This window comes from Cupriavidus sp. FW216-B1 (assembly GCF_058789195.1).
Window position 1 is genome coordinate 164,840 of the sequence record NZ_JBYTEL010000009.1, and the last position, 20,456, is coordinate 185,295.

19 protein-coding genes are annotated in these 20,456 nt (G+C 70.9%); 9 read left to right on the forward strand and 10 right to left on the reverse strand.

The genetic code is table 11. The features are described from left to right. Positions 1–17: 17 nt before the first annotated feature. Complete coding sequence (locus AC3WXD_RS20030; RefSeq protein WP_492324518.1) at positions 18–1,025, forward strand: GlxA family transcriptional regulator; 1,008 nt, start codon at positions 18–20, stop codon at positions 1,023–1,025. A gap of 42 nt (positions 1,026–1,067) precedes the next feature. Here AC3WXD_RS20030 and htpX read toward each other — a convergent pair whose 3' ends face one another. From htpX to AC3WXD_RS20050, 4 genes are all read right to left on the reverse strand, one after another. Further along, positions 1,068–1,946 carry a protease HtpX gene (htpX, locus tag AC3WXD_RS20035; RefSeq protein WP_492324519.1) on the reverse strand — a complete coding sequence of 293 codons (879 nt, stop codon included), beginning with the start codon at positions 1,944–1,946 and terminating at the stop codon, positions 1,068–1,070. A gap of 175 nt (positions 1,947–2,121) precedes the next feature. Beyond that, on the reverse strand, positions 2,122–2,505 hold the full coding sequence (locus AC3WXD_RS20040; RefSeq protein WP_492324520.1) for a hypothetical protein: 384 nt from the start codon (positions 2,503–2,505) through the stop codon (positions 2,122–2,124). 148 nt (positions 2,506–2,653) lie between these two features. After that, positions 2,654–4,387 (reverse strand): NAD(P)-binding protein, encoded by a 1,734-nt coding sequence (locus AC3WXD_RS20045; protein ID WP_492324521.1) that lies wholly within the window; start codon positions 4,385–4,387, stop codon positions 2,654–2,656. A gap of 42 nt (positions 4,388–4,429) precedes the next feature. Next, the gene (locus AC3WXD_RS20050; RefSeq protein WP_492324522.1) at positions 4,430–5,977 is read right to left on the reverse strand and encodes a polyamine aminopropyltransferase; all 1,548 of its coding nucleotides are present in this window, start codon (positions 5,975–5,977) and stop codon (positions 4,430–4,432) included. A 260-nt stretch (positions 5,978–6,237) separates the two neighbouring features. Here AC3WXD_RS20050 and AC3WXD_RS20055 point away from each other — a divergent pair, with 260 nt between their 5' ends. The 8 genes from AC3WXD_RS20055 to AC3WXD_RS20090 all read left to right on the forward strand — a co-directional run bounded on the left by AC3WXD_RS20055 (position 6,238) and on the right by AC3WXD_RS20090 (position 12,164). After that, positions 6,238–6,624, forward strand: coding sequence for a DUF350 domain-containing protein (locus AC3WXD_RS20055; protein WP_029043048.1), 387 nt, complete (start codon positions 6,238–6,240; stop codon positions 6,622–6,624). 25 nt (positions 6,625–6,649) lie between these two features. Beyond that, positions 6,650–7,684 (forward strand): SPFH domain-containing protein, encoded by a 1,035-nt coding sequence (locus AC3WXD_RS20060; RefSeq protein ID WP_020200391.1) that lies wholly within the window; start codon positions 6,650–6,652, stop codon positions 7,682–7,684. Positions 7,685–7,694: 10 nt separating this feature from the next. Further along, positions 7,695–9,230, forward strand: a complete 1,536-nt coding sequence (locus AC3WXD_RS20065) for a DUF4178 domain-containing protein (protein WP_492324523.1) — start codon at positions 7,695–7,697, stop codon at positions 9,228–9,230. 6 nt (positions 9,231–9,236) lie between these two features. Then, the gene (locus tag AC3WXD_RS20070) at positions 9,237–9,419 is read left to right on the forward strand and encodes a hypothetical protein (protein ID WP_020200389.1); all 183 of its coding nucleotides are present in this window, start codon (positions 9,237–9,239) and stop codon (positions 9,417–9,419) included. Positions 9,420–9,438: 19 nt separating this feature from the next. After that, positions 9,439–9,816: an adenosylmethionine decarboxylase gene (gene speD, locus AC3WXD_RS20075; protein ID WP_492324524.1), complete on the forward strand. Its 378-nt coding sequence runs from the start codon at positions 9,439–9,441 to the stop codon at positions 9,814–9,816. 98 nt (positions 9,817–9,914) lie between these two features. Further along, positions 9,915–10,358 carry a Cd(II)/Pb(II)-responsive transcriptional regulator gene (locus tag AC3WXD_RS20080; protein WP_020200387.1) on the forward strand — a complete coding sequence of 148 codons (444 nt, stop codon included), beginning with the start codon at positions 9,915–9,917 and terminating at the stop codon, positions 10,356–10,358. Positions 10,359–10,968: 610 nt separating this feature from the next. Beyond that, positions 10,969–11,388, forward strand: a complete 420-nt coding sequence (rnk, locus tag AC3WXD_RS20085) for a nucleoside diphosphate kinase regulator (RefSeq protein WP_020200386.1) — start codon at positions 10,969–10,971, stop codon at positions 11,386–11,388. A 431-nt stretch (positions 11,389–11,819) separates the two neighbouring features. After that, entirely contained in the window at positions 11,820–12,164 is a 345-nt protein-coding gene (locus tag AC3WXD_RS20090) for a hypothetical protein (protein ID WP_029043047.1), read from the forward strand. Positions 12,165–12,422: 258 nt separating this feature from the next. On the opposite strand, the gene ypfJ is transcribed toward AC3WXD_RS20090, so the two are convergent. The 6 genes from ypfJ to gcl all read right to left on the reverse strand — a co-directional run bounded on the left by ypfJ (position 12,423) and on the right by gcl (position 20,239). Continuing rightward, complete coding sequence (gene ypfJ / locus AC3WXD_RS20095) at positions 12,423–13,307, reverse strand: KPN_02809 family neutral zinc metallopeptidase (RefSeq protein WP_020200384.1); 885 nt, start codon at positions 13,305–13,307, stop codon at positions 12,423–12,425. 119 nt (positions 13,308–13,426) lie between these two features. Continuing rightward, positions 13,427–14,893, reverse strand: a complete 1,467-nt coding sequence (pyk, locus tag AC3WXD_RS20100; RefSeq protein ID WP_020200383.1) for a pyruvate kinase — start codon at positions 14,891–14,893, stop codon at positions 13,427–13,429. Between the two features lie 65 nt (positions 14,894–14,958). Continuing rightward, positions 14,959–16,269, reverse strand: a complete 1,311-nt coding sequence (locus AC3WXD_RS20105; RefSeq protein ID WP_492324525.1) for a glycerate kinase type-2 family protein — start codon at positions 16,267–16,269, stop codon at positions 14,959–14,961. A gap of 82 nt (positions 16,270–16,351) precedes the next feature. Continuing rightward, positions 16,352–17,275, reverse strand: coding sequence for a 2-hydroxy-3-oxopropionate reductase (gene glxR / locus AC3WXD_RS20110; RefSeq protein ID WP_454732334.1), 924 nt, complete (start codon positions 17,273–17,275; stop codon positions 16,352–16,354). Positions 17,276–17,613: 338 nt separating this feature from the next. Continuing rightward, positions 17,614–18,396, reverse strand: coding sequence for a hydroxypyruvate isomerase (hyi, locus tag AC3WXD_RS20115; RefSeq protein WP_020200380.1), 783 nt, complete (start codon positions 18,394–18,396; stop codon positions 17,614–17,616). A 67-nt stretch (positions 18,397–18,463) separates the two neighbouring features. Beyond that, positions 18,464–20,239, reverse strand: a complete 1,776-nt coding sequence (gene gcl / locus AC3WXD_RS20120; RefSeq protein WP_492324526.1) for a glyoxylate carboligase — start codon at positions 20,237–20,239, stop codon at positions 18,464–18,466. Positions 20,240–20,456 lie beyond the last annotated feature (217 nt).

The following is a 20,456-nucleotide window of genomic DNA, read 5'->3' on the forward strand; positions in this document are numbered from 1 at the left end:
GGTTTCCCACACACGCCATGCCAGCCAGCCTTCCCCTGCCGGACGATCCGCCGCGCATCGTCGTGATCGTCGCGCCGGACCCGGCGCAGGAACTCGACGTGACCGGGCCCAGCGCCGTGTTCGGCCGCGCCAACCGCCTCGAAGGCCGCACCGCGCCGGCCTACGACATCCGCGTCGCCAGCGCGCGCGACGACGCCGTGGTGCGCACCGAGAGCGGCCTCCGGCTGCTGGCCGACGCGCCGTACCACCGCATCGGCGAGATGCTGCCCGGCCCGATCGACACCCTGCTGATCGCCGGCGGCGCGGGCCACCGCGCGGCGGCCGAGGACGCCCGCCTGGTCGACTGGATCCGCGCGCAGGCGCCGCGCGTGCGCCGGCTGGGCGCGGTGTGCACCGGCGCCTTCGTGCTGGCGCGCACGGGCCTGCTCGACGCGCGCCGCGCCACCACGCACTGGCGCCACGCCGCGCGGCTGGCCGCGCAGCATCCGCAGGTGGAGGTCGACCCCGACCCGATCTGGATCCGCGCCGGCGAGCTCTACACCTCGGCCGGCGTCACCGCCGGCATGGACCTGGCGCTGTCGCTGGTGCAGGAAGACCTCGGCCACGCCGCCTCGCTGGCGGTGGCGCGCGAGCTGGTGCTGTTCCTGCAGCGCCCCGGCAACCAGGCGCAGTTCTCCACGCTGCTGCAGGCGCAGAGCGCGCAGAACCCGGAGCTGCGGGAATTGCAGGGATGGATGGCGCAGCACCTGGCGCGCGACCTGTCGGTGCCGGTGCTGGCCGAGCGCGTGGCCATGAGCCCGCGCAACTTCGCGCGCGTGTTCGCGCGCCAGGTCGGCGAGACGCCCGCGCGCTACGTGGAGCGCCTGCGCGTGGAAGCGGCGCGGCGCCTGCTGGAGAAGGATGGCCGCCGCCTGGAAGGCATCGCCCGCGCCACCGGCTTCACCAACGCCGACGTGATGCGGCAAGCGTTCCAGCGGCACATGCAGACCACGCCCGAGCGCTACCGGGCGGCATTCCGCGCCTGAACGGGCAAGCCCACGGCAGCGGGAGCGGGAGCGGAAACCCGCTCAGCCCTGCCCCTGCAGCGCGGCGATGCGCTGCTCGATCGGCGGGTGGCTGGAGAACAGCGACAGCCACGACCTGCCGCCGGCGATGCCCATCGCCTGCATGTTCTGCGGCAGGCCGTCGGGCTCCAGGCCGCCGAGGCGGCGCAGCGCGGCGACCATCGGCGAGGGCGTGCCCATCAGCCTGGCCGCGCCGGCGTCGGCGCGGAACTCGCGGTGGCGCGAGAAGGCGGCCACGATGATGCTGGCCAGGATGCCGAACACGATCTCGCACACCACCACGGTGATCATGTAGCCGATGCCGGGGCCGCTCGACTCTTCGTCGTTCTTGCGCAGCATCGAGTCCACGAAGTAGCCGACCACGCGCGCGAGGAAGATCACGAAGGTGTTGACCACGCCCTGGATCAGCGTGAGCGTGACCATGTCGCCGTTGGCGATGTGGGCCACCTCGTGCGCCAGCACGGCTTCCACCTCGTCGTGCGACATGCTTTGCAGCAGGCCGGTGGAGACCGCCACCAGCGAGCTGTTCTTGCTGGCGCCGGTGGCGAAGGCGTTGGGCTCGCCTTCGTAGATGGCGACCTCGGGCATCGGCAGGCCGGCGCGCTGGGTCAGTTTCTGCACGGTCTGCACCAGCCACAGTTCGGTGCTGTTGCCCGGGTGCGTGATGACCTGGGCGCCGGTGGACCACTTGGCGATCATCCTGGACATCAGCAGCGAGATGAAGGAGCCGCCGAAACCCATCAGCGCGGCGAACGCCAGCAGCATGCCGAGGTTGAGCCCGTTGGCGGTGAGGAAGCGGTTCACGCCGAGCAGGCTGGCGGTGAAGCTGAGCACGAGCATGACGGCGAGGTTGGTCGCCAGGAAGAGCAGGACGCGTTTCATTTCTTGTCTGTGAGGAAGGTCAGTCTGGTCAAGGGAACAACGGCAAAGCGGCGCTGGCACCTTGCGCGCGCGTGCGCGCCGCGCGGACTGCGCGCACGCGGCGCCGCGGACGGCGCACGGGTGCCGGCGGCAAGGTGCGGGAAGCGAGGTGCGCGCCGGGCCGGCGCGCGGGGAATCAGGCGCTGGGAGGGCGCTGCTGGAGGGGGAGGTCGGGATCGGGCAGCAGGCCCGCGCGGTGCGCGGGCGCGCTGCCGCGCGCGAGGCTGGCGGCGAAACGCGGCGGCGCGGCGGGCAGCAGGGATTCGGCGAGGTCGGCGCCGCCCTGGGCCGGGTCCTTCGCGTCGCCGGTGTCCTGGCCGGCGGGATCGGCGGCGGCGTCGGCATCGGCATCGAATGCCGAAAGCATCGCGGCAGCCTGGGCGGCGCCTTCGCCGCCGCGTTCATCGGCCGCGGCGGCGAACGCCTGTTCGTGCGGCGCGCCGATGTTGCCGCCCGCGCACGTGGCCGCGCCTGCCCAGCTCTGGAAGGGCATGACGGCGAGCATCAGGAGCAGCAGCAACAGGCGGATGGGGCGCACGAAGGATGACGTCGGGTTCGGGTTCGCGGGATCGAAGGGTTCGACACGAAACCGTGCCGGGAATTCTACAGGATGCCGCAATACGCATGCGGCCGCGCGCCGGGGTGGGGCGGGCGTCACCCGGCCGGGCTCATCCGGTGATGCGCCGCGCCGCGCGCGTGCCCCACCACGCGGCTTCCTCGAACACGGACAGGCCGGACAGGTCGGCATGCGCGAACAGGATGCGCCCGTCGGCGTCGCGCAGCGCGGCGGCGCCGGCATTGGCGAGGAAGCCGGGGCGCGGCGAAGCCATCGCGTGGCCGCGCACGGTGATCTCCGCCGCGTCGGCATGGCGCCAGAACGCGCGTCCGTAGGCGGCGCGCAGGTCGGTGGTGGCGTAGTCCATCAGTTCGGCCGGGGTGGCGGCGGCGAGCCAGCGGCGCGTGTCGGCCGGCGCGCGCGGCGCGGTGCCCGCCGCCATGTCCGGCGCCGCGGCGGCATCGAGCGGGCAGTAGGCGGTAAATACCGTGTCGGCCGGCATGGCCTGCCGGATCAGCTGGTGCGTGCTGACCACGTAGCCGAGGCCGCGCCCGCCGTGCACCACGTTGTCCCACGCCAGCGGCACGCCGGGCCGCTCGTCCGGGAAGCCGCGCAGGCGGAAGCTGGACACCAGCCACGGCGCGCTCGGCGGCAGGTGCCGCGCCGGGTCGAAGCCGAACGCGGCGAGCGGCGCCACGTGGGCGGCCACGTGCAGCGGCATGGCGCAGATCACGCGGCGCGCGCGGATGCGGAACAGGCGCGGCGCGCCGGCGGCCGTGCCGCCGGGCCATTGCGCGCACAGCACGCGGACCTCGCGGCCGTGCTCGCGCACCTGCACGGCCATGCCGGGCTGGCGCCACGGCCGCGTGCCGGTCTTGCCGGTCGGTGTGCCGCCGGCGCGGCGCGCGTCGATGCGCGCGGCCAGCCGCGCGACCAGCGTGTGCAGGCCGTCGGGCCACGTCAGCACCGCGCCGTCGGCGGCGTTGGCCGCGTGGCCGGCGCGGCTGGCGAAGTAATACACGCCGGCCCAGGCCGAGATCGCGTCGTGGCCGGTGCCGTAGTCGTCGCGGCAGCAGTAGTCGACATAGGCGTGCAGCGTGGGCGAGGTGAAGCCCTCGGCGGCCATCCACTGGCGCATGCTCTGCCGGTCCAGCGCGGTCCAGGCCGGGTCCTGCGACGCCAGCGCCAGCGGAATCGCGAACGCCTTGCGGCCGTCGCCGCCGCGCGCGTCCTTGAGCTGCTCCATGCGCGCGAGGAAACGCGCGTGCTGGGCCGCTTCCGCGCCGGCCACCGCCTCGCTGGGCAGCAGGCCGTCGTGCCACCTGCCGTCGAACAGCAGGCGCTCGTCGGGCGCGTGCACCAGCGCGCGCTCGTCGAACTCGGGCCGCGCGCCGAACGGGTCGCGCGCGATCACGCCGGTGTCGGCCAGCATCTCGCGGATGTGGGCGGATTCGAGCGAGGGCAGCGGCAGGTAGTGCGCGCCGCGCGGAAAGCCGAGTTCGCCGAAGCGGCCCGCCGCCGCGTTGCCGCCGAACTCGGGGCCTTCGACCAGCAGGAAGTCGCGCAGGCCGGCGCGCGCCAGTTGCCACGCCGCGCTGAGGCCGGCCACGCCGCCGCCGAGGATGGCGACCTCGGTCACGATTTCGTCCTGCGGCGCCGGCCACGACGCGGCGTCGCGCAGCGCGTGGCCCTCGGCCATGCCCGGGCGCAGCACCGCGGGCCACGGCTCGCGCAGGCCGACGCCGGCCAGGAAGCGGCGCGCCTCGTCGCCGAGCCGGTCGCAGCCGGCCAGCAGGCCGGTGCCCGCCGTACCCGCCGCCGCGATCAGGAAGCGGCGGCGGTCCATGCCGGCTCCGTGCCCGTGTTCCTGCCGGTCGATGCCGCGGCGCTAGCGAATGACATTGCGCCAGTCCTGCTCGAAGTCATGCACCAGCGTCTGCTCGTTGAGCCGGTTCGCGCGCGCCTCGCGCGGCGCCATGTCGGCCGGGAAGCGGAACATCAGCGCGGTGCTGTCGGCGTCGAGGAATTTCATCGGCACGTCATAGTGCGTGGGCGGCGTGTAGTCGGCGCGCTTGCCGGCCAGGATGAAGCCCCATTCGCCGAACGACGGCACGTAGGCGTGATAGGGCCAGGTATGCAGGCCGGCCTCGCGCAGCGTGGCGTCGATGTCCCAGAACGAGCGCGGCGCGAAGTACGGCGAGGTGGACTGCACCACCGCATAGCCCTTCTCGGCCAGATGGTGCGCGAGCAGCTTGTACATCGGCACCGAGTACAGCTTGCCGAGGCCGAAGTTGGACGGGTCGGGCAGGTCGACCACGATGGCGTCGAACATGTCGTCGTGCTGCTCCAGCCATTGCGCGGCGTCGGCGTTGACCACGCGCACGCGCGCGTCGGTGAGCGAGCCCCGGTTCAGCGCCACCAGCGGCGCGCTGCGCGAGAACAGCGTGGTCATGGCGGGGTCGAGGTCCACCAGCGTGACGTGCTCGATGTTGCGGTGCTTGAGGATCTCGCGCGCGGCCAGGCCGTCGCCGCCGCCGATCACCAGCACGCGGCGCGCCCACGGGAGCGCCTGCAGCAGCGGGTGCACCAGCGCCTCGTGGTAGCGGTGCTCGTCGCGCGAGGAGAACTGCAGGTTGCCGTTGATGTACAGGCGCAGGTCGTCCTTCCAGCGCGTGATCACCAGCCGCTGGTACGGCGTGCTTTGGCTGTGGATGATCTCGTCGCCGAACATGCCGCGCTCGGCCCAGTGCGTGAGTTGCCCCGAGCCGAGGAAGCCGCCGGCCAACAGCGCGAGCACCAGCGAGGCGCGCAGCAGGCGCGGCACCACCGCCTTGAGCTCGGCGCGGAAGATGTGGATCGTGACCAGCGCCACGCCGGCGTTGAGCATGCCGAACAGGAAGCCCGTGCGCGACAGCCCCAGGCGCGGCGCCAGCACCAGCGGGAACACCAGCGACACCGCCAGCGCGCCAAGGTAGTCGAACGTCAGCACGCGGCTGACCAGCTCGCTGAAGGCGTTGCGGCGCGCGTTGAGCACGCGCATCACCAGCGGGATCTCCATGCCGACCAGCACGCCGAGCACGAACACCAGCGCGTAGAGCGCGGTGCGGAACGGCGCCGACAGCCACGCGAACACCACGAACAGCAGCGCCGCCGAGACGCCGCCGAGCAGGCCGATCAGGATCTCGATGTCGATGAAGCGCGCCAGCACGTCCTCGTCCTTCACGTAGCGCGACAGCCACGAACCCACGCCCATCGCGAACAGGTAGCAGCCGATGATCGAGGAGAACTGGAGGATGGAGTCGCCCAGCAGGTAGCTGGACAGGGCGCCGGCGATCAGCTCGTAGCCGAGCCCGCAGGACGCCACGATCAACACCGAAAGAACAAGGGTACGGTCGCGCATCGGTTCGGGTGCGTTGCGGGGGCGGGAAGCGGGCAAGAGGCGAGAAGAAGGACGGGAAGGGACGGGAGGGCCGGCGCGGCGGCCCGGCGCGGGCCGGCGGCATGGCGCCCGCCGGATTGCAAATTGTTGCGATGTACGTAAATGGACGACGATATACTTGAGCGCCACATACTTGAGCGCCACATACTTGAGCGCTACATGCCGCCGCGCGGCCGTCCTCATCATCCTGTACGGATCATGCGTGCTGAACGGACGGCTTGCCGCGGCGCCACGGAACCCGCCGGAGAACATCGATGATGCAAGGCATCTACGCTTACGTGCTGCACCTGCTGGCCGGCCTGGCGCTGCTGGCCGTGTTCGTCGGAGTCTACACCAGGATCACGCCGTTCCGCGAGTTCGCGCTGATCCGCCAGGGCAACCTCGCGGCGGCGTTGTCGCTGTCGGGCGCGATGATCGGCTTCTGCTTCACGCTGTCGTCCAGCATCCAGCACAACGACACCTTCCTGATGTTCGTGCTGTGGGCGGTCGGGGCCATGCTGGTGCAGGCGCTGGCCTATGCCGGGCTGGCGCGCGCGCTGCCCGACATGGACGCGGCCATCGAATCGAACAACGTCGGCATGGGCGGGCTGATGGGCGCCATCTCGGTCACGGTCGGCGCCATCAACGCCGCCTGCCTGTCCTGAAACATCGCGCAACCTGGGGATTGCCATGAGCATCGGATCGTTCATCAAGAAGCAGTTCATCGACATCATCCAGTGGACCGAGGACAGCGATGGCGTGCTGGCCTGGCGCCACCCGATGGAGGACATGGAAATCCAGTACGGCGGCAGCCTGACCGTGCGCGAGTCGCAGATGGCGGTGTTCGTCAACGAAGGCAAGATCGCCGACGTGTTCGGGCCCGGCATGTACAAGCTCACCACGCAGACGCTGCCGGTGCTGACCTACCTGAAGAACTGGGACAAGCTGTTCGAGTCGCCCTTCAAGTCGGACGTGTATTTCTTCAGCACGCGCCTGCAGATCGGCCGCAAGTGGGGCACGGCGCAGCCCGTCACCATCCGCGACGCCGATTTCGGCATGGTGCGGCTGCGCGCGTTCGGCCTGTACTCGTACAAGATCGCCGACGTGGCGAAGTTCTACACCGAGATCAGCGGCACGCGCGCCGAGTACACGCGCGACGAGGTGGAGGAGCAGCTGCGCAACCTGCTGGTCGCCACCATGACCGCCACGCTCGGCGGCGCCGCGGTGCCGTTCCTCGACATGGCCGCCAACCAGGCGCTGATGTCGCAGACCATCCGCGAGCGGCTCGCGCCCGAGTTCGAGCGCTACGGCGTGGCGCTGGACAATTTCGCGGTGACGAACGTGTCGCTGCCGGAAGAACTGCAGAAGGCCATCGACACGCGCATCTCGATGGGCATGATGGGCGATATGGCCAAGTACACGCAGTACCAGGTGGCCAGCTCGATCCCGCTGGCCGCGCAGAACGAAGGCGGCGTGGCGGGCCTGGGCGCGAGCCTCGCGGCCGGCGCCGTGATGGGCCAGGCGATGGCGGGCGGGCTCGGCGCCGCCGCGCCCGCGCCGGCCGTGCCTCCCGCCGCGCCGGCGGCTGCTGCGGCTGCTGCGCCGGCGGCCGACGACCCCGCCGCGCGCCTGCAGAAGCTCAAGGACCTGCTCGACAAGGGCCTGATCTCGCAGGCCGACTTCGACAACGCCAAGGCCGAGATCCTGAAGAAACTGGTCGGCTGACGCGCGGCGCATGCAAGAGATCAACTGCCCAAGCTGCGGCGCGCCGGCGGCGTTCCGCTCGTCGGCCGCCGTGATGGTGGTGTGCGAGTACTGCCACAGCACGCTGCTCAAGGATGCGGACACGGTCAGGGACATCGGCAAGATGTCCGCCGTGCTGGAGGACTACACGCCGCTGCAGCTCGGCACCGGCGGGCAATGGGACGGCCAGGGCTTCACGCTGGTCGGGCGTATCCAGTTGCGCTACGACGCCGGGCTGTGGAACGAGTGGTACCTGCTGTTCGACGACGGCAGCGACGGCTGGCTGGCCGACGCCTCCGGGCAGTACATGCTGACGCGGCGCCATGCCGCCGGCGCGCAGGCCGGCGCAGCCCAGCTCGATGCAGCCCAGCTCGACGGCGCGCCGCTGCCGCGGTACGAGCATCTCGCGCCGGGCGCGAGCCTGTTCTTCGACAAGCACCGCTACCTCGCCAGCGACGTGCGCAGCGCGCGCTGCACCGGCGGCCAGGGCGAGCTGCCGTTCGCGGTCGGCGCGGGCTGGACCGCGCAGGTGGCGGACTTCCGCGACGAGGGCCGCTTCGTCACGCTCGACTACGCCGACGGCTACCCGCCCGCGGTCTACACCGGCGCGGCGGTCACGCTGGACCAGCTCAAGTGCCAGTTGCTGCGCGACAAGGAGCAGATCGCCGGCAGCGCCGACCGCTACCGCGGCAAGGCCGTGCCGCTGGCCTGCCCGGGCTGCGGCGGCCCGATCGCCTACCGCGCCGGCGTGGCCAGCTTCGTGGTCTGCCCGAGCTGCCACAGCCAGATCGACTGCACCACCTCGACCGCGCTGGTGCTGGAAAAGCAGCGCGAACTCGACGCGCTCCAGACCAGCCTCGCGCCCGGCGACACCGGCACCATCGACGGCACGCCGTACACCGTGCTGGGCCTGATGCAGTGCACCGACCGCGACGAGGACGAAGCCTCCACCTGGGTCGAGTACCTGCTGTTCAGCGAGCAGCGCGGCCTGCTGTGGCTGGTCGAGCAGGCGGATGGCTGGGACCGCGTCGAGGTGCTGGACACCTGGCCGCGCACGGTGTCCGGCGATGCCGTGAGCTACCAGGGCCAGACCTTCCGGCAGGGCTACGACTACCAGAGCGAGGTGCTGTACGCGGCCGGCACCTTCAACTGGCGCGTGCAGGCCGGCGACACCACGCGCCTGACCGAGTACGGCAAGCGGGCGCGGCGCCTCACGCGCGAGACCTCGGCCACCGAGATCGTCTGGACCCTGTCGACCACCGTGGCGCGCGCGCAGGTGGCGCAGTGGTTCAAGTCCAGCCCCGGGCTGGCGCAGGCCGCGCGCGCGCTGCCGGCGGCGCGGCCCGCGGACAGCAGCGCGGACCTGGCCTTCTGCCGCAAGAGCGCCAAGGTCTACGCCATTCTTCTCGCCATCCTCAACGTGCCCGTGGCCCTGGTCACGGGCCGGGGCTGGTTCACCCTCGTGATCGGCTTCCTGCTGCTGTGGGCGCCGATCTGGCTGGTCCGGCGCTGGGCCGGAAAGGACTGAGTCAGCGTGCGTCTGCTTTACCTCGTCTACGGCATCATCGTGCTGTTCGGCACGACCTTCTTCAACCTCGGCGACACCGGCCGCGCGGGCTCCGGCTCCTCGGGCTCGTCCGGCTACTCGGGCGGGCGCGGCTGGGGCGGCGGCTCGTCCGGCTCGAGCGGCTGGTCCTCCGGCGGCGGCCACAAATGAGCCGGCGGAGCGCGCAGTCATGAACGCCCCGGCCCTGCCGTGCCCGGCCGTGCTCGGCCACCACCTGCTGGCCGACCTGCAAGGCGTGGCGGCCGAACTGCTGGCCGACGCCGCGCTGGTCGAGCGCGTGCTGTACCAGGCCGCGCAGGCCGCCGGCGCCACCGTGGTGGACGCGCGCTTCCGCCATTTCGGGCCGGGCCTGGGCGTGACCGGCGTGCTGCTGCTGCGCGAGTCGCACATCAGCATCCACACCTGGCCGGAATATGGCTTCGCCGCGGTGGACGTGTTCATGTGCGGCGCGGCCCGGCCGGCGCTGGCGGTGGAGGCGCTGCGCGCGGCCTTCGCGCCGCGCGCGCTGCACGTGCGCGACGAGGCGCGCGGCCCCGCCGTGGCGTGAGCCGCGCTGGCAGGACCGGGCGCGATGGACTAGACTCAAGGCAACCCTGTAACGACTACAGGGTCTTTTGCCTGATGCAGGCATCACCCGGAGTCGGCATGAGAATCGGTGAACTGTCCCGCCACAGCGGCTGCGACGTGGAAACCATCCGCTACTACGAGCGCGAGGGCCTGCTCGACGCGCCCCAGCGCGAAGACAACGGCTACCGCCGCTATGGCGACGGCCACCTGCTGCAGCTCAATTTCGTGCGGCACTGCCGCTCGCTGGGCATGAGCCTGTCGGACGTGCGGCGGCTGCGCGACTTCGAGCGCGATCCCACGCTCGCCTGCGACGACATCAACGCGCTGCTGGACCGCCAGATCGAGCAGATCCACGCCCAGCGCGTGGCGCTCGAGGCGCTGGAAGGCCAGTTGCGGGCGCTGCGCCATACCTGCGGCGGCCAGCAGCATCCCGCCAGCGAATGCGGCATCCTGCAGAACCTCCAGCAGGCCGCGGCCGGCGCCGCCTGCGAATGCCATCCGCATCCCCAGGGCCATCATTGACGCCTGCCGGCGTCTCCGGCGCCTTCTTAAGAGACGGCGGCGCCTGTGCTACGATCCCCTTTGTCCGCCGCGCACCACGCTGGTGAAAAGCGGCGGATGCGGCGTGCCGGCGAGCCGGTCCGCGGCGGCCGAGTGAGCCATCGCTCTCGCCGCGCGCCACGCCGGTTCGGGGAAGCGCGCTGTTTCGCGGTTGTTCTTGCCGCTGTTTCCCCCGTTGTTTCGTCGTTGTTTTGCCGTTCTCGCTCCGGACTGCCCACCCACTTTTGCCGCACGCATGATGCCCTGCCGCCTTGTCCCGACCGCCGCCACGCCTGCCCGTACCGGGCAGGCCGGCGCGCGCGCGTGGGCGGCGCCGGCACGGCGCGCGCAAGCCAAACAGGCCACCGCCTGCCGCCGGGTCAGCGCACCGCCTGATCCCGCCCGGTTCACCGCCTGACGTCTCCCCAGCACGCAGGTAAGCGCCGAACCGGGCCGAGCCACACCCTGTTCGCGGTTTTCCCGTCGCATCCGACGGCCCGACTTGTTCCCTGACCTGGCAGCGCCGGGCCGATCCCGCGCGGATCGCGCCCGCGGGCCGGGTCCACGCACCGACACCTAGCGAGGATCCACCATGACGGCTTCATCCAAGCAGCAACCGACCCTTTATCTGACCGAGCTCGACGTCACCCGCCTCGAGCGCATCGCCAGCCGCGCCGGCGCGGCGCCGCTGGCCGAGATGCTCGACAGCATCCTCGCGCGCGCCGCCATCGTGCCGGCCGAGGCCATTCCGAAGGACGTGGTGACGATGAACTCCAGCCTGATGTGCGCGCTGGAAGGCGAGGCGGCGCCGCGCCGCTGGACGCTGGCCTATCCGGACACCGCCGATTTCGACGCCGGCCGGCTCTCGGTGCTGTCGCCGGTGGGGCAGGCGCTGCTGGGCGCGCGCGCCGGCCAGACCGTGAGCTATCGCCTGCCGGACGGGCGCGAGCAGAGCGTGACGGTCATCGAACTGTCGTTCCAGCCCGAGGCCAACGGCCAGTTCACGCTGTAGTCCCGCGGGCGGCGCAACAGCCGCATTCCAGAGCCATTCCGCAGATACGGGAACGCCCCCGGCAGGGGTTCCCGGCCCGCGCCGCCCGCGTCGCGCCGGCGGCGCGGAGGTCCCTTCGCGCGCTTCCCCCGATCCCCGCCAGCCCGCCTCCGGCCTCGGCCGGCCACCATCGCGCGCCATTTCCGGGAGGCCCTTGCGCCACCCGCTCGCCGCCGCCGTTCGCTTCTCGCGCACGCCGTTCGCGCTGCAAAGGCGCCGTTCGTCCGGACTTCCAGCGTTTCACGACTCGCAACGCACCATTCGTCGCAGCGGTATTTCTCGTTGCAGGCCGAACCACTAATCTTCAGTTCGTGCTCGCAGCGCAACATAGATTGCCGCGGCCGATGGCAAGGCAGACAAAAAAATACATAGATCAGTTGAAGGAGTCCCAAATGAATGCCAAACGTATCCTTGGCAGCGCCTTAGGCGTATTGATCCTGGCCTCGTCGGCCGCGGCGCTGGCCGCTCCCGCCGGCAGCAAGGTCGGCAAGTTCGAAGTCTATGCGGACGCGCTGCGCAAGTTCGACGTGTACACGGAAGGCGCCAAGAAAGACAAGTTCGACCCGTTCACCGACGGCCTGCGCCAAGGCAAGTTCGATCCGTTCACCGACGGCGCCCGCCAGGGCAAGTTCGATTCGTTCAGTGAAGGCGCGCGCGCGGCCGGTGGCGAAATCGCGGCGTCCTCGCTCGATAACGCGCGTTCCGGCGACGGCTCGCTCTACGGCTACCGGGTCTGACCCGATGCGCCGTGTCGCCTGGCGGTCACTTCGGTGACCGTCTCGCGTCAGGGGCCCGCCGCCCCGTCCTACCGTTTTATCTCCCACCCGCCCGGCTGACCTCCTCCTCCTTCTCTCTCCCGCCGGGCGGGTGATTTTTCCCCGCTGTCCTGCTGTCCCGCTGTCCTCCGCGCCGTTCCCGGTTTCATCTCCCCGCAGCCCTGCCCCGTCCCGCCTGAACGCGGTCGATGCCGTTCGTGCGCGCATTCGCGCGCGACATCAGAGCTGCTTGGCGGCGAAGGTGTCGCACTTGCGGATGTCGCCGCTGTCGAGGCCCTGGCGCAGCCAGCGCACGCGCTGGTCGCTGGTGCCGTGGGTGAAGGCTTCCGGCACCACGTAGCCCTGCGCCTGGCGCTGCAGGCGGTCGTCGCCGATGGCGGCGGCGGCTTTCAGGCCTTCCTCGATGTCGCCGGGTTCGAGCAGTTGCTGGTTCATGCGCTCGGCGGTGGCCGCCCACACGCCGGCCAGGCAGTCGGCCTGCAGCTCCACGCGCACCGAGAGCTGGTTGGCCTGCGCCTCGCCCATGCGGCGGCGCGCCGCGTCCACCTTGCCGGACACGCCCAGCAGGTTCTGCACGTGATGGCCCACTTCGTGCGCGATCACGTAGGCCTGGGCGAAGTCACCGCCGGCGCCGAAGCGCTTGCGCAGTTCGTCGTAGAACGCCAGGTCGATGTAGACCTTCTGGTCGCCGGGGCAGTAGAACGGCCCCATCGCCGACTGCCCGGTGCCGCACGCGGTGGGCGTGGCGCCGGTAAACAGCACCAGCGTGGGCGGCGCGTAGCGTCGGTTGAGGTCGGTCTCGAAGATGTGCGACCAGGTGCGCTCGGTGTTGCCGAGCACCTTGCGCACGAACACCGTCATCTGGTCGTTGGCGGGCGCATGGCTGGGCACGTGCTGCTGGGTCTGCGGCTGCTGCCCCTGCAGCACCGAGGCGCCCTGCATGATGACGGTGGGGTCGATGCCGAAGAAATAGGAGGCCGCCAGCGCCACGATGATGGTGCCGATGCCGATCGTCCTCGGCCCCGCGCCGAAGCCCCCGAATCCGCCTCCGCCTCCGCGGCGGTCTTCTACGTTCTGGCTTTCGGCTTCGTCATCGAGACGCATGGTGGCTCCGCGTTGCTGGTGTGGCTTGTCTGGCTGTCCGGTGGCCGCGGCGCGCAGTGCGCCACGGCGTGCCGGTCAGTATAGCAACGGCGGTGCAGCCAGCGAACGGGAGTGATGTATCAGGCCGTAACCGCCGCCGCGGCCGCCAGCGGCGCGCGCGCCGGCGCGGCGCCCGTGACTTCGGCCACGCGCAGCAGGTTGGTGGTGCCGCCCTGGCCGAACGGCATGCCCGCCGCGATGGTGATCTGGTCGCCGGCCTGCGCGTAGCCCTCGGCCAGCGCCGCGCCGGTGGCCGCGTTCACCATCTCGTCCACGCTCTGCACGTCCGGGCTCACGGTGGAATGCACGCCCCACGCGATGGCCAGCCGGCGCGCGATCTCCAGGTTCGGCGTGATGCTGACGATCGGCGCGCACGGCCGCTCGCGCGCGGCGCGCAGCGCGGTGGCGCCGGACGACGTATAGGTGACGGTGGCCACCGCGCCGATGATCTGCGTGACCTCGCGCAGCGCCGCGCAGATCGCATCCTGGCGCGTGGACAGCGGCGCCTCGTGCTGCGCGTCGAGCAGGTTGCGGTAGAGCGGGTCGCGTTCCACCTCGGCGATGATGCGGTCCATGATGGCCACCGCCGCCACCGGGTGGCGGCCGTTGGCCGACTCGGCCGACAGCATCACCGCGTCGGCGCCGTCGTAGATCGCGCTGGCCACGTCCGAAGCCTCGGCGCGCGTGGGCACCGGCGAGTCGATCATCGATTCCAGCATCTGCGTGGCGATGACGATGGGTTTGCCGTGCTGGCGGCACACGCGCAGGATGCGCTTCTGCACGCCCGGCACGCGCTCGGGCGGCAGCTCCACGCCGAGGTCGCCGCGCGCCACCATCACCGCGTCGGACACGCGCACGATCTCCTCCAGCTGCTGCAGCGCAGCCGGCTTCTCGATCTTGGACAGCACGCCGGCGCGCGTGCCGATGATCTCGCGCGCCTCGACGATGTCGGCCGGACGCTGCACGAACGACAGCGCGATCCAGTCCGCGCCCAGCGCCAGCGCGAAGTCGAGGTCCTTGCGGTCCTTCTCGGTCAGCGCCGGGATCGGGATCACCGCGTCGGGCACGTTGACGCCCTTGCGGTCGGACAGCGTGCCGTGGTTGACCACGCGCGTGACGATGCTGCCGCTGGCCACCGACTCGATCTTCAGCTGCACCTTGCCGTCGTCGATCAGCAGCGACTGCCCCGGCGCGGCCGCGCGGAACAGTTCCGGGTGCGGCAGGTGCACGCGGGTGGCGTCGCCGGGGCCGGGGTCGCTGTCGAGCACGAACACGTCGCCGGCCCGCACCGCCACCTTGCCGGCGGCGAAGGTGCCGATGCGCAGCTTCGGGCCCTGCAGGTCCGCCAGCACGGCGATGGGCCGGCCGGTCTCGGCCTCCACCTGGCGCACCGCGTCGTAGCGGCGGCGGTGGTCCTCGTGCGAGCCGTGGCTGAAGTTCAGGCGGAACACGTCGGCCCCGGCCTCGAACAATTGCCGGATCACCTCGATGTCGGTGCTGGCCGGGCCGAGCGTGGCAACGATCTTGGCTTTGCGCTGGCGTCTCATGTGGTCTCCTCTTCCATTCTCGGGCGGCGCGCCGCGGCGGGCGCGCCTGGGTTCATGCGCGTTGCCTACACGATCAGGATCGCGCGGAAATCGTTCACGTTGGTGCGGGTCGGGCCGGTCACGATCAGGTCGCCGAGGCCGTCGAAGAAACCGTAGCCGTCGTTGTCGGCCAGGTGCGCGAGCGCCGACAGGCCGCGCGCCCCGGCGCGCGCCAGCGTGTCCGGCGACAGCAGCGCGCCGGCGTTGTCCTCGGAGCCGTCGATGCCGTCGGTGTCGCAGGCGATCGCGTGCACGCCGGGCTGGCCGTCGAGCGCCGCCGCCAGCGCCAGCAGGAATTCGGCATTGCGCCCGCCGCGGCCGCGGCCGCGCACGGTCACGGTGGTCTCGCCGCCGGACAGCAGCACGCACGGTTTGCGCAACGGCTGGCCGTGCTGCGCGATCTGCCGGGCGATCGCCGCGTGCACCAGCGCCACCTCGCGCGCCTCGCCCTCGACGCTGTCGGACAGGATGTGGGCCTCCACGCCGAGCGCGCGCGCGCGCGCCGCGGCCGCTTCCAGCGCCTGCTGCGCGGTGGCCAGCGTGACGGCGCGGTGGCCGGCGAAGCGGGCGTCGCCGGGCTTGGGGGTCTCGCCGGCGCCGCTTTCCAGGTGCGCGCGCACGCGGGCCGGCAGGTCGATGCCGTACCTGGCGATCACCGCCAGCGCGTCGGCGCAGGTGGTGGCGTCGGGCAGGGTCGGGCCGCTGGCGATCAGCGTGGGGTCGTCGCCGGGGATGTCGGAGATCAGCAGCGTCTCCACGCGCGCCGGCGCGCAGTGCAGCGCCAGCCGGCCGCCCTTGAGCGCCGACAGGTGCTTGCGCACGCAGTTGATCTCGCCGATGTCGGCGCCGCTCCTGAGCAGCGCGCGGTTCACCGCCTGCTTGTCGGCCAGCGTGATGCCGGGCGCGGGCGCGGCCAGCAGCGCCGAGCCGCCGCCCGAGATCAGGCACAGCACGAGGTCGTCGGCGCCCAGGCCGCCGACCAGTTCGACCATGCGCCGGGCCGCCTGCTGGCCGGCTTCGTCGGGCACCGGGTGCGCGGCTTCGACGACCTCGATCCTGCTGCACGGCGCGCCGTGGCCGTAGCGCGTGACCACCAGCCCGGACAGCTCGCCCTGCCAGTGCCGCTCCACCGCCTGCGCCATCGCGGCGGCGGCCTTGCCCGCGCCGATCACCACGGTGCGCCCCCTGGGCGGCGCCGGCAGCCGCGGCGGCAGGCAGTGGCTGGCGCTGACGGACGCCACGGCCGTGTCGAACAGGTCGCGCAGCAGCGCGCGGGGATCGCCGAGGCCGGCCGGGCGCGGCGCCAGCAGGGCGGAGTAGGAATCGGTGGCGTACATGGATGGGTCCGGAAATGCGGTCTCCCCGGCGCCGCCGGGGAGCGGTACTGGCCTGCCGGCGCGGCAGGCCGCGCTGGCGTGCTTACTTGCCGCCCTTGGCGATCTCGTGGTTCGACATGATCTCGATCGCGCGGCACAGCGCCGAGTGATCCTGCTTGCCCAGCCCGTTGGCCGCGCAGGTGTTGAACAGCTCCTGCGCGGTGGCGGTGTTGGGCAGCGCCACGCCGAGCGTCCTGGCGCCCTGCAGCGCGAGGTTCAGGTCCTTCTGGTGCAGCTCGATGCGGAAGCCCGGCTCGAAGGTGCGCTTGACCATGCGCTCGCCATGCACTTCCAGGATGCGCGAGCTGGCGAAGCCGCCCATCAGCGCCTGGCGCACGCGCGCCGGATCGGCGCCGGCCTTCGACGCGAACAGCAGCGCCTCCGACACCGCCTGGATGTTCAGCGCCACGATGATCTGGTTGGCCACCTTGGTGGTCTGGCCGTCGCCGTTGCCGCCCACCAGCGTGATGTTCTTGCCCATCAGCTCGAACAGCGGGCGCACCTCGTCGAACGCTTCCTGCGGGCCGCCCACCATGATGGTCAGCGAGGCCGCCTTGGCGCCCACCTCGCCGCCCGACACCGGCGCGTCCAGGTAGGCCGCGCCCAGCTTGTTGATGCGCGCGGCGAAGTCCTTGGTGGCGATCGGCGAGATCGAGCTCATGTCCACCACGATCTTGCCGTGCGCGGCTTCCTTGCCCGCGGCCTTGAGCGCGGCGGCCACGCCCTTGTCGGCGAACAGCACCGCTTCGACGTGCGGGGTGTCCGGCACCATGATGACGATGATGTCGGCGCGCTTGGCCACTTCCTCGGCGCTGGTGCAGACCGTGACGCCGGCCTCGACGAGCGCCTGCGGCGCGGGATTGACGTCATGCACGAACAGCGTGTGCCCGGCCGCGCGCAGGTGGCCCGCCATCGGCGCGCCCATGATGCCCAGGCCGATGAAGCCGACGTTGCGTTGGTTTGCCATGTGTTGTCTCCTTGGAGCGAAAAAATGAAATGAAGCCAGCGGTTTTTTTGAGTGGGCCCAAGCCGCCAGAGCCAGCCCAGGCAAGGTGTTCCCCCTCTCCCCCCACGGGGAGAGGGCCGGGGAGAGGGGCGGTTTGACTAGGAGCCACATCAAGCGGGGCCAGCGGTGTTGTCCAGCATGGAGGCCAAAAATGAAGCCGATGGTTTTTTCCCGCACGGCGGCATTCGCAAGCACCAGCCCTCTCCCCCGGCCCCTCTCCCGCGAGCGGGAGAGGGGAGCAAACAAGCGCGGTCTGCATCCTCTCCGGGGGAGGGGAGCAAACAAGCGGCGGGCAGTCTTTACTGCACGCCAAGCTCCGCGCGCCACCCCAGCCCGTCGACCGTGGTCGTCTTCGGCTTGTACTCGCAGCCGACCCAGCCGTCGTAGCCGATCTGGTCGAGCCACTGGAACAGGAAGCGGTAGTTCAGCTCGCCGGTGCCCGGCTCGTTGCGGCCCGGGTTGTCGGCCAGCTGCACGTGCCTGATCTTCGGCAGGTTGGCCTTGAGCGTGGCGGCGATCTCGCCCTCCATGCGCTGCATGTGATAGATGTCGTACTGCACGTAGAGGTTGGGCGCGTTGACCTGCGCGATCAGGTCCAGCGCCTGGCGCGTGCCCGACAGGAAGAAGCCGGGAATGTCGAAGGTGTTGATCGGCTCGACCAGCAGGTCGATCTGCTCGGCCGCGAGCGCCTGCGCGGCGAAGCGCAGGTTTTCCACCAGCGTTTCCTGCGCCTGTTCCTGCCTGACGTTCTGCGGCTGGATGCCGACCAGGCAATTCAACTGGCGCACGCCCAGCACCCTGGCGTACCGGAGCGCCTCGCCCACGCCGTCCTGGAACTCGCCGACGCGGTCGGGGTGGCAGGCAATGCCGCGCTCGCCCGCGTCCCACTTGCCGGCCGGCAGGTTGTGCAGCACGAGGTCGAGCTGGAAGCGGTTGAGCCGGTCCGCGATCTGGTCGGCGTGGAAGGCGTAGGGAAACAGGAACTCCACGCCGCGGAAGCCCGCGCGCGCGGCGGCTTCGAAGCGGTCGAGGAAGCCCGTTTCGGTAAACAGCATGGTCAGGTTGGCGGCCAGTCTTGGCATGTCTTCTCTCCGGAAAAATGGCATCCGCGCGCGCCCGCAAGCGCGCGCCGTGTGCTTGCGTTGCGGGTCAGGCCGTTTCGGCCTCTTCGCCGAGGACGGCTTCCTCGATGTCTTCGACCGGCTCGAACTCGTTGATGTTGTCGATCTCGGTGCCCATCGCGATATTGGTCACGCGCTCGAGGATGACTTCCACCACCACCGGCACGGAGAACTCGGCCATCAGCTCGCGCGCCCGCGCGAAGGCCGGCGCGATGTCCTCCGGCCTGAACACGCGCAGCGCCTTGCAGCCCAGCCCTTCGACCACCTTCACGTGGTCCACGCCGTAGCCGTCGAGCTCGGGCGCGTTGACGTTGTCGAACGCGAGCTGCACGCAGTAGTCCATGTCGAAATTGCGCTGCGCCTGGCGGATCAGGCCGAGGTAGGAGTTGTTCACCACGAGGTGGATGTAGGGCACCTTGAACTGCGCGGCCACGGCCAGTTCCTCGATCATGAACTGGAAGTCGTAGTCGCCCGAGATGGCCACCACGTCGGATTCCGGCGCGGCCACCTTGACGCCGATGGCGGCGGGAATGGTCCAGCCCAGCGGGCCGGCCTGGCCGCAGTTGATCCAGTGGCGCGGCTGGTTGACCGAGAGGAACTGCGCCGCGGCGATCTGCGACAGGCCGATGGTGGAGACGTAGCGCACGTCGCGCGGGAAATACCGGTTCATCTCGCGGTACACGCGCTGCGGCTTGACCGGCACGTTGTCGAAATCGCTCTTGCGCAGCATGGTGCGGCGGCGCTTCTGCACGTCCACCACCCAGCGCTTGCGGCACGGCAGGCGGCCGGCCATCTTCATCTCGCGCGCGATCTCGACGAACAGTGCCAGCGCGGCCTTCGCGTCGGACACGATGCCCAGGTCCGGGCCGAACACGCGGCCGATCTGCGTCGGCTCGATGTCCACGTGCACGAACTTGCGGCCCTTCGTGTAGACGTCGACGCTGCCGGTGTGGCGGTTGGCCCAGCGGTTGCCGACGCCGAGCACGAAGTCCGACGCCAGCAGGGTCGCGTTGCCGTAGCGGTGCGAGGTCTGCAGGCCCACCATGCCGGCCTGCAGCGGATGGTCGTCGGCCAGCACGCCCCAGCCCATCAGCGTCGGCACCACCGGCACGTTGACCAGCTCGGCGAACTCGACCAGCAAATCGGCCGCGTCGGCGTTGATGACGCCGCCGCCGCACACGATCAGCGGGCGCTCGGCCGCGTTGAGCATGGCGATGGCCTTTTCAATCTGCGCGCGCGAGGCGCTCGGCTTGTACGGCTGCAGCGGCTGGTAGGTGGCCGGGTCGAACTCGATCTCGGCGACCTGCACGTCGAACGGCAGGTCGATCAGCACCGGCCCCGGGCGGCCCGAGCGCATCAGGTGGAAGGCCTGCTGGAACACCTGCGGCACCAGCGCCGGCTCGCGCACGGTCACGGCCCACTTGGTCACGGGCTTGGCGATCGACTCGATGTCCACCGCCTGGAAGTCTTCCTTGTAGAGCCGCGCGCGCGGCGCCTGGCCGGTGATGCACAGGATGGGAATCGAGTCCGCCCACGCCGAGTACAGGCCGGTGATCATGTCGGTGCCGGCCGGGCCCGAGGTGCCGATGCACACGCCGATGTTGCCGGCCTCGGCGCGCGTGTAGCCTTCCGCCATGTGCGAGGCGCCCTCGACGTGGCGCGCCAGGAAGTGGTCGATGGTGCCGGCGCGGCGCATGGCCGAGTAGAACGGATTGATGGCGGCGCCGGGCACGCCGAACGCGGTGGTGATGCCTTCTTTTTCCAGTACGGCGATGGCCGCGTCGACTGCTCTCATCTTGGGCATGTCTGTCTCCAATGTGCCTGCAATGTGTTCCGGGCAATGCCGGGATGCTGGGAATGGCGGTGATTCACTGTTGGAGGCCATGCTATGCCCGCGGGCGGGGCGGGATAAAGGGAAGCGGGATCAGTTGATTCGATACTCCGAGTATGGAATCGCGCCGCGGGACGTGATTTGCGCTGCCGCGCAACGGGGGATTACCGCACGTTGTGTGACGGCAACG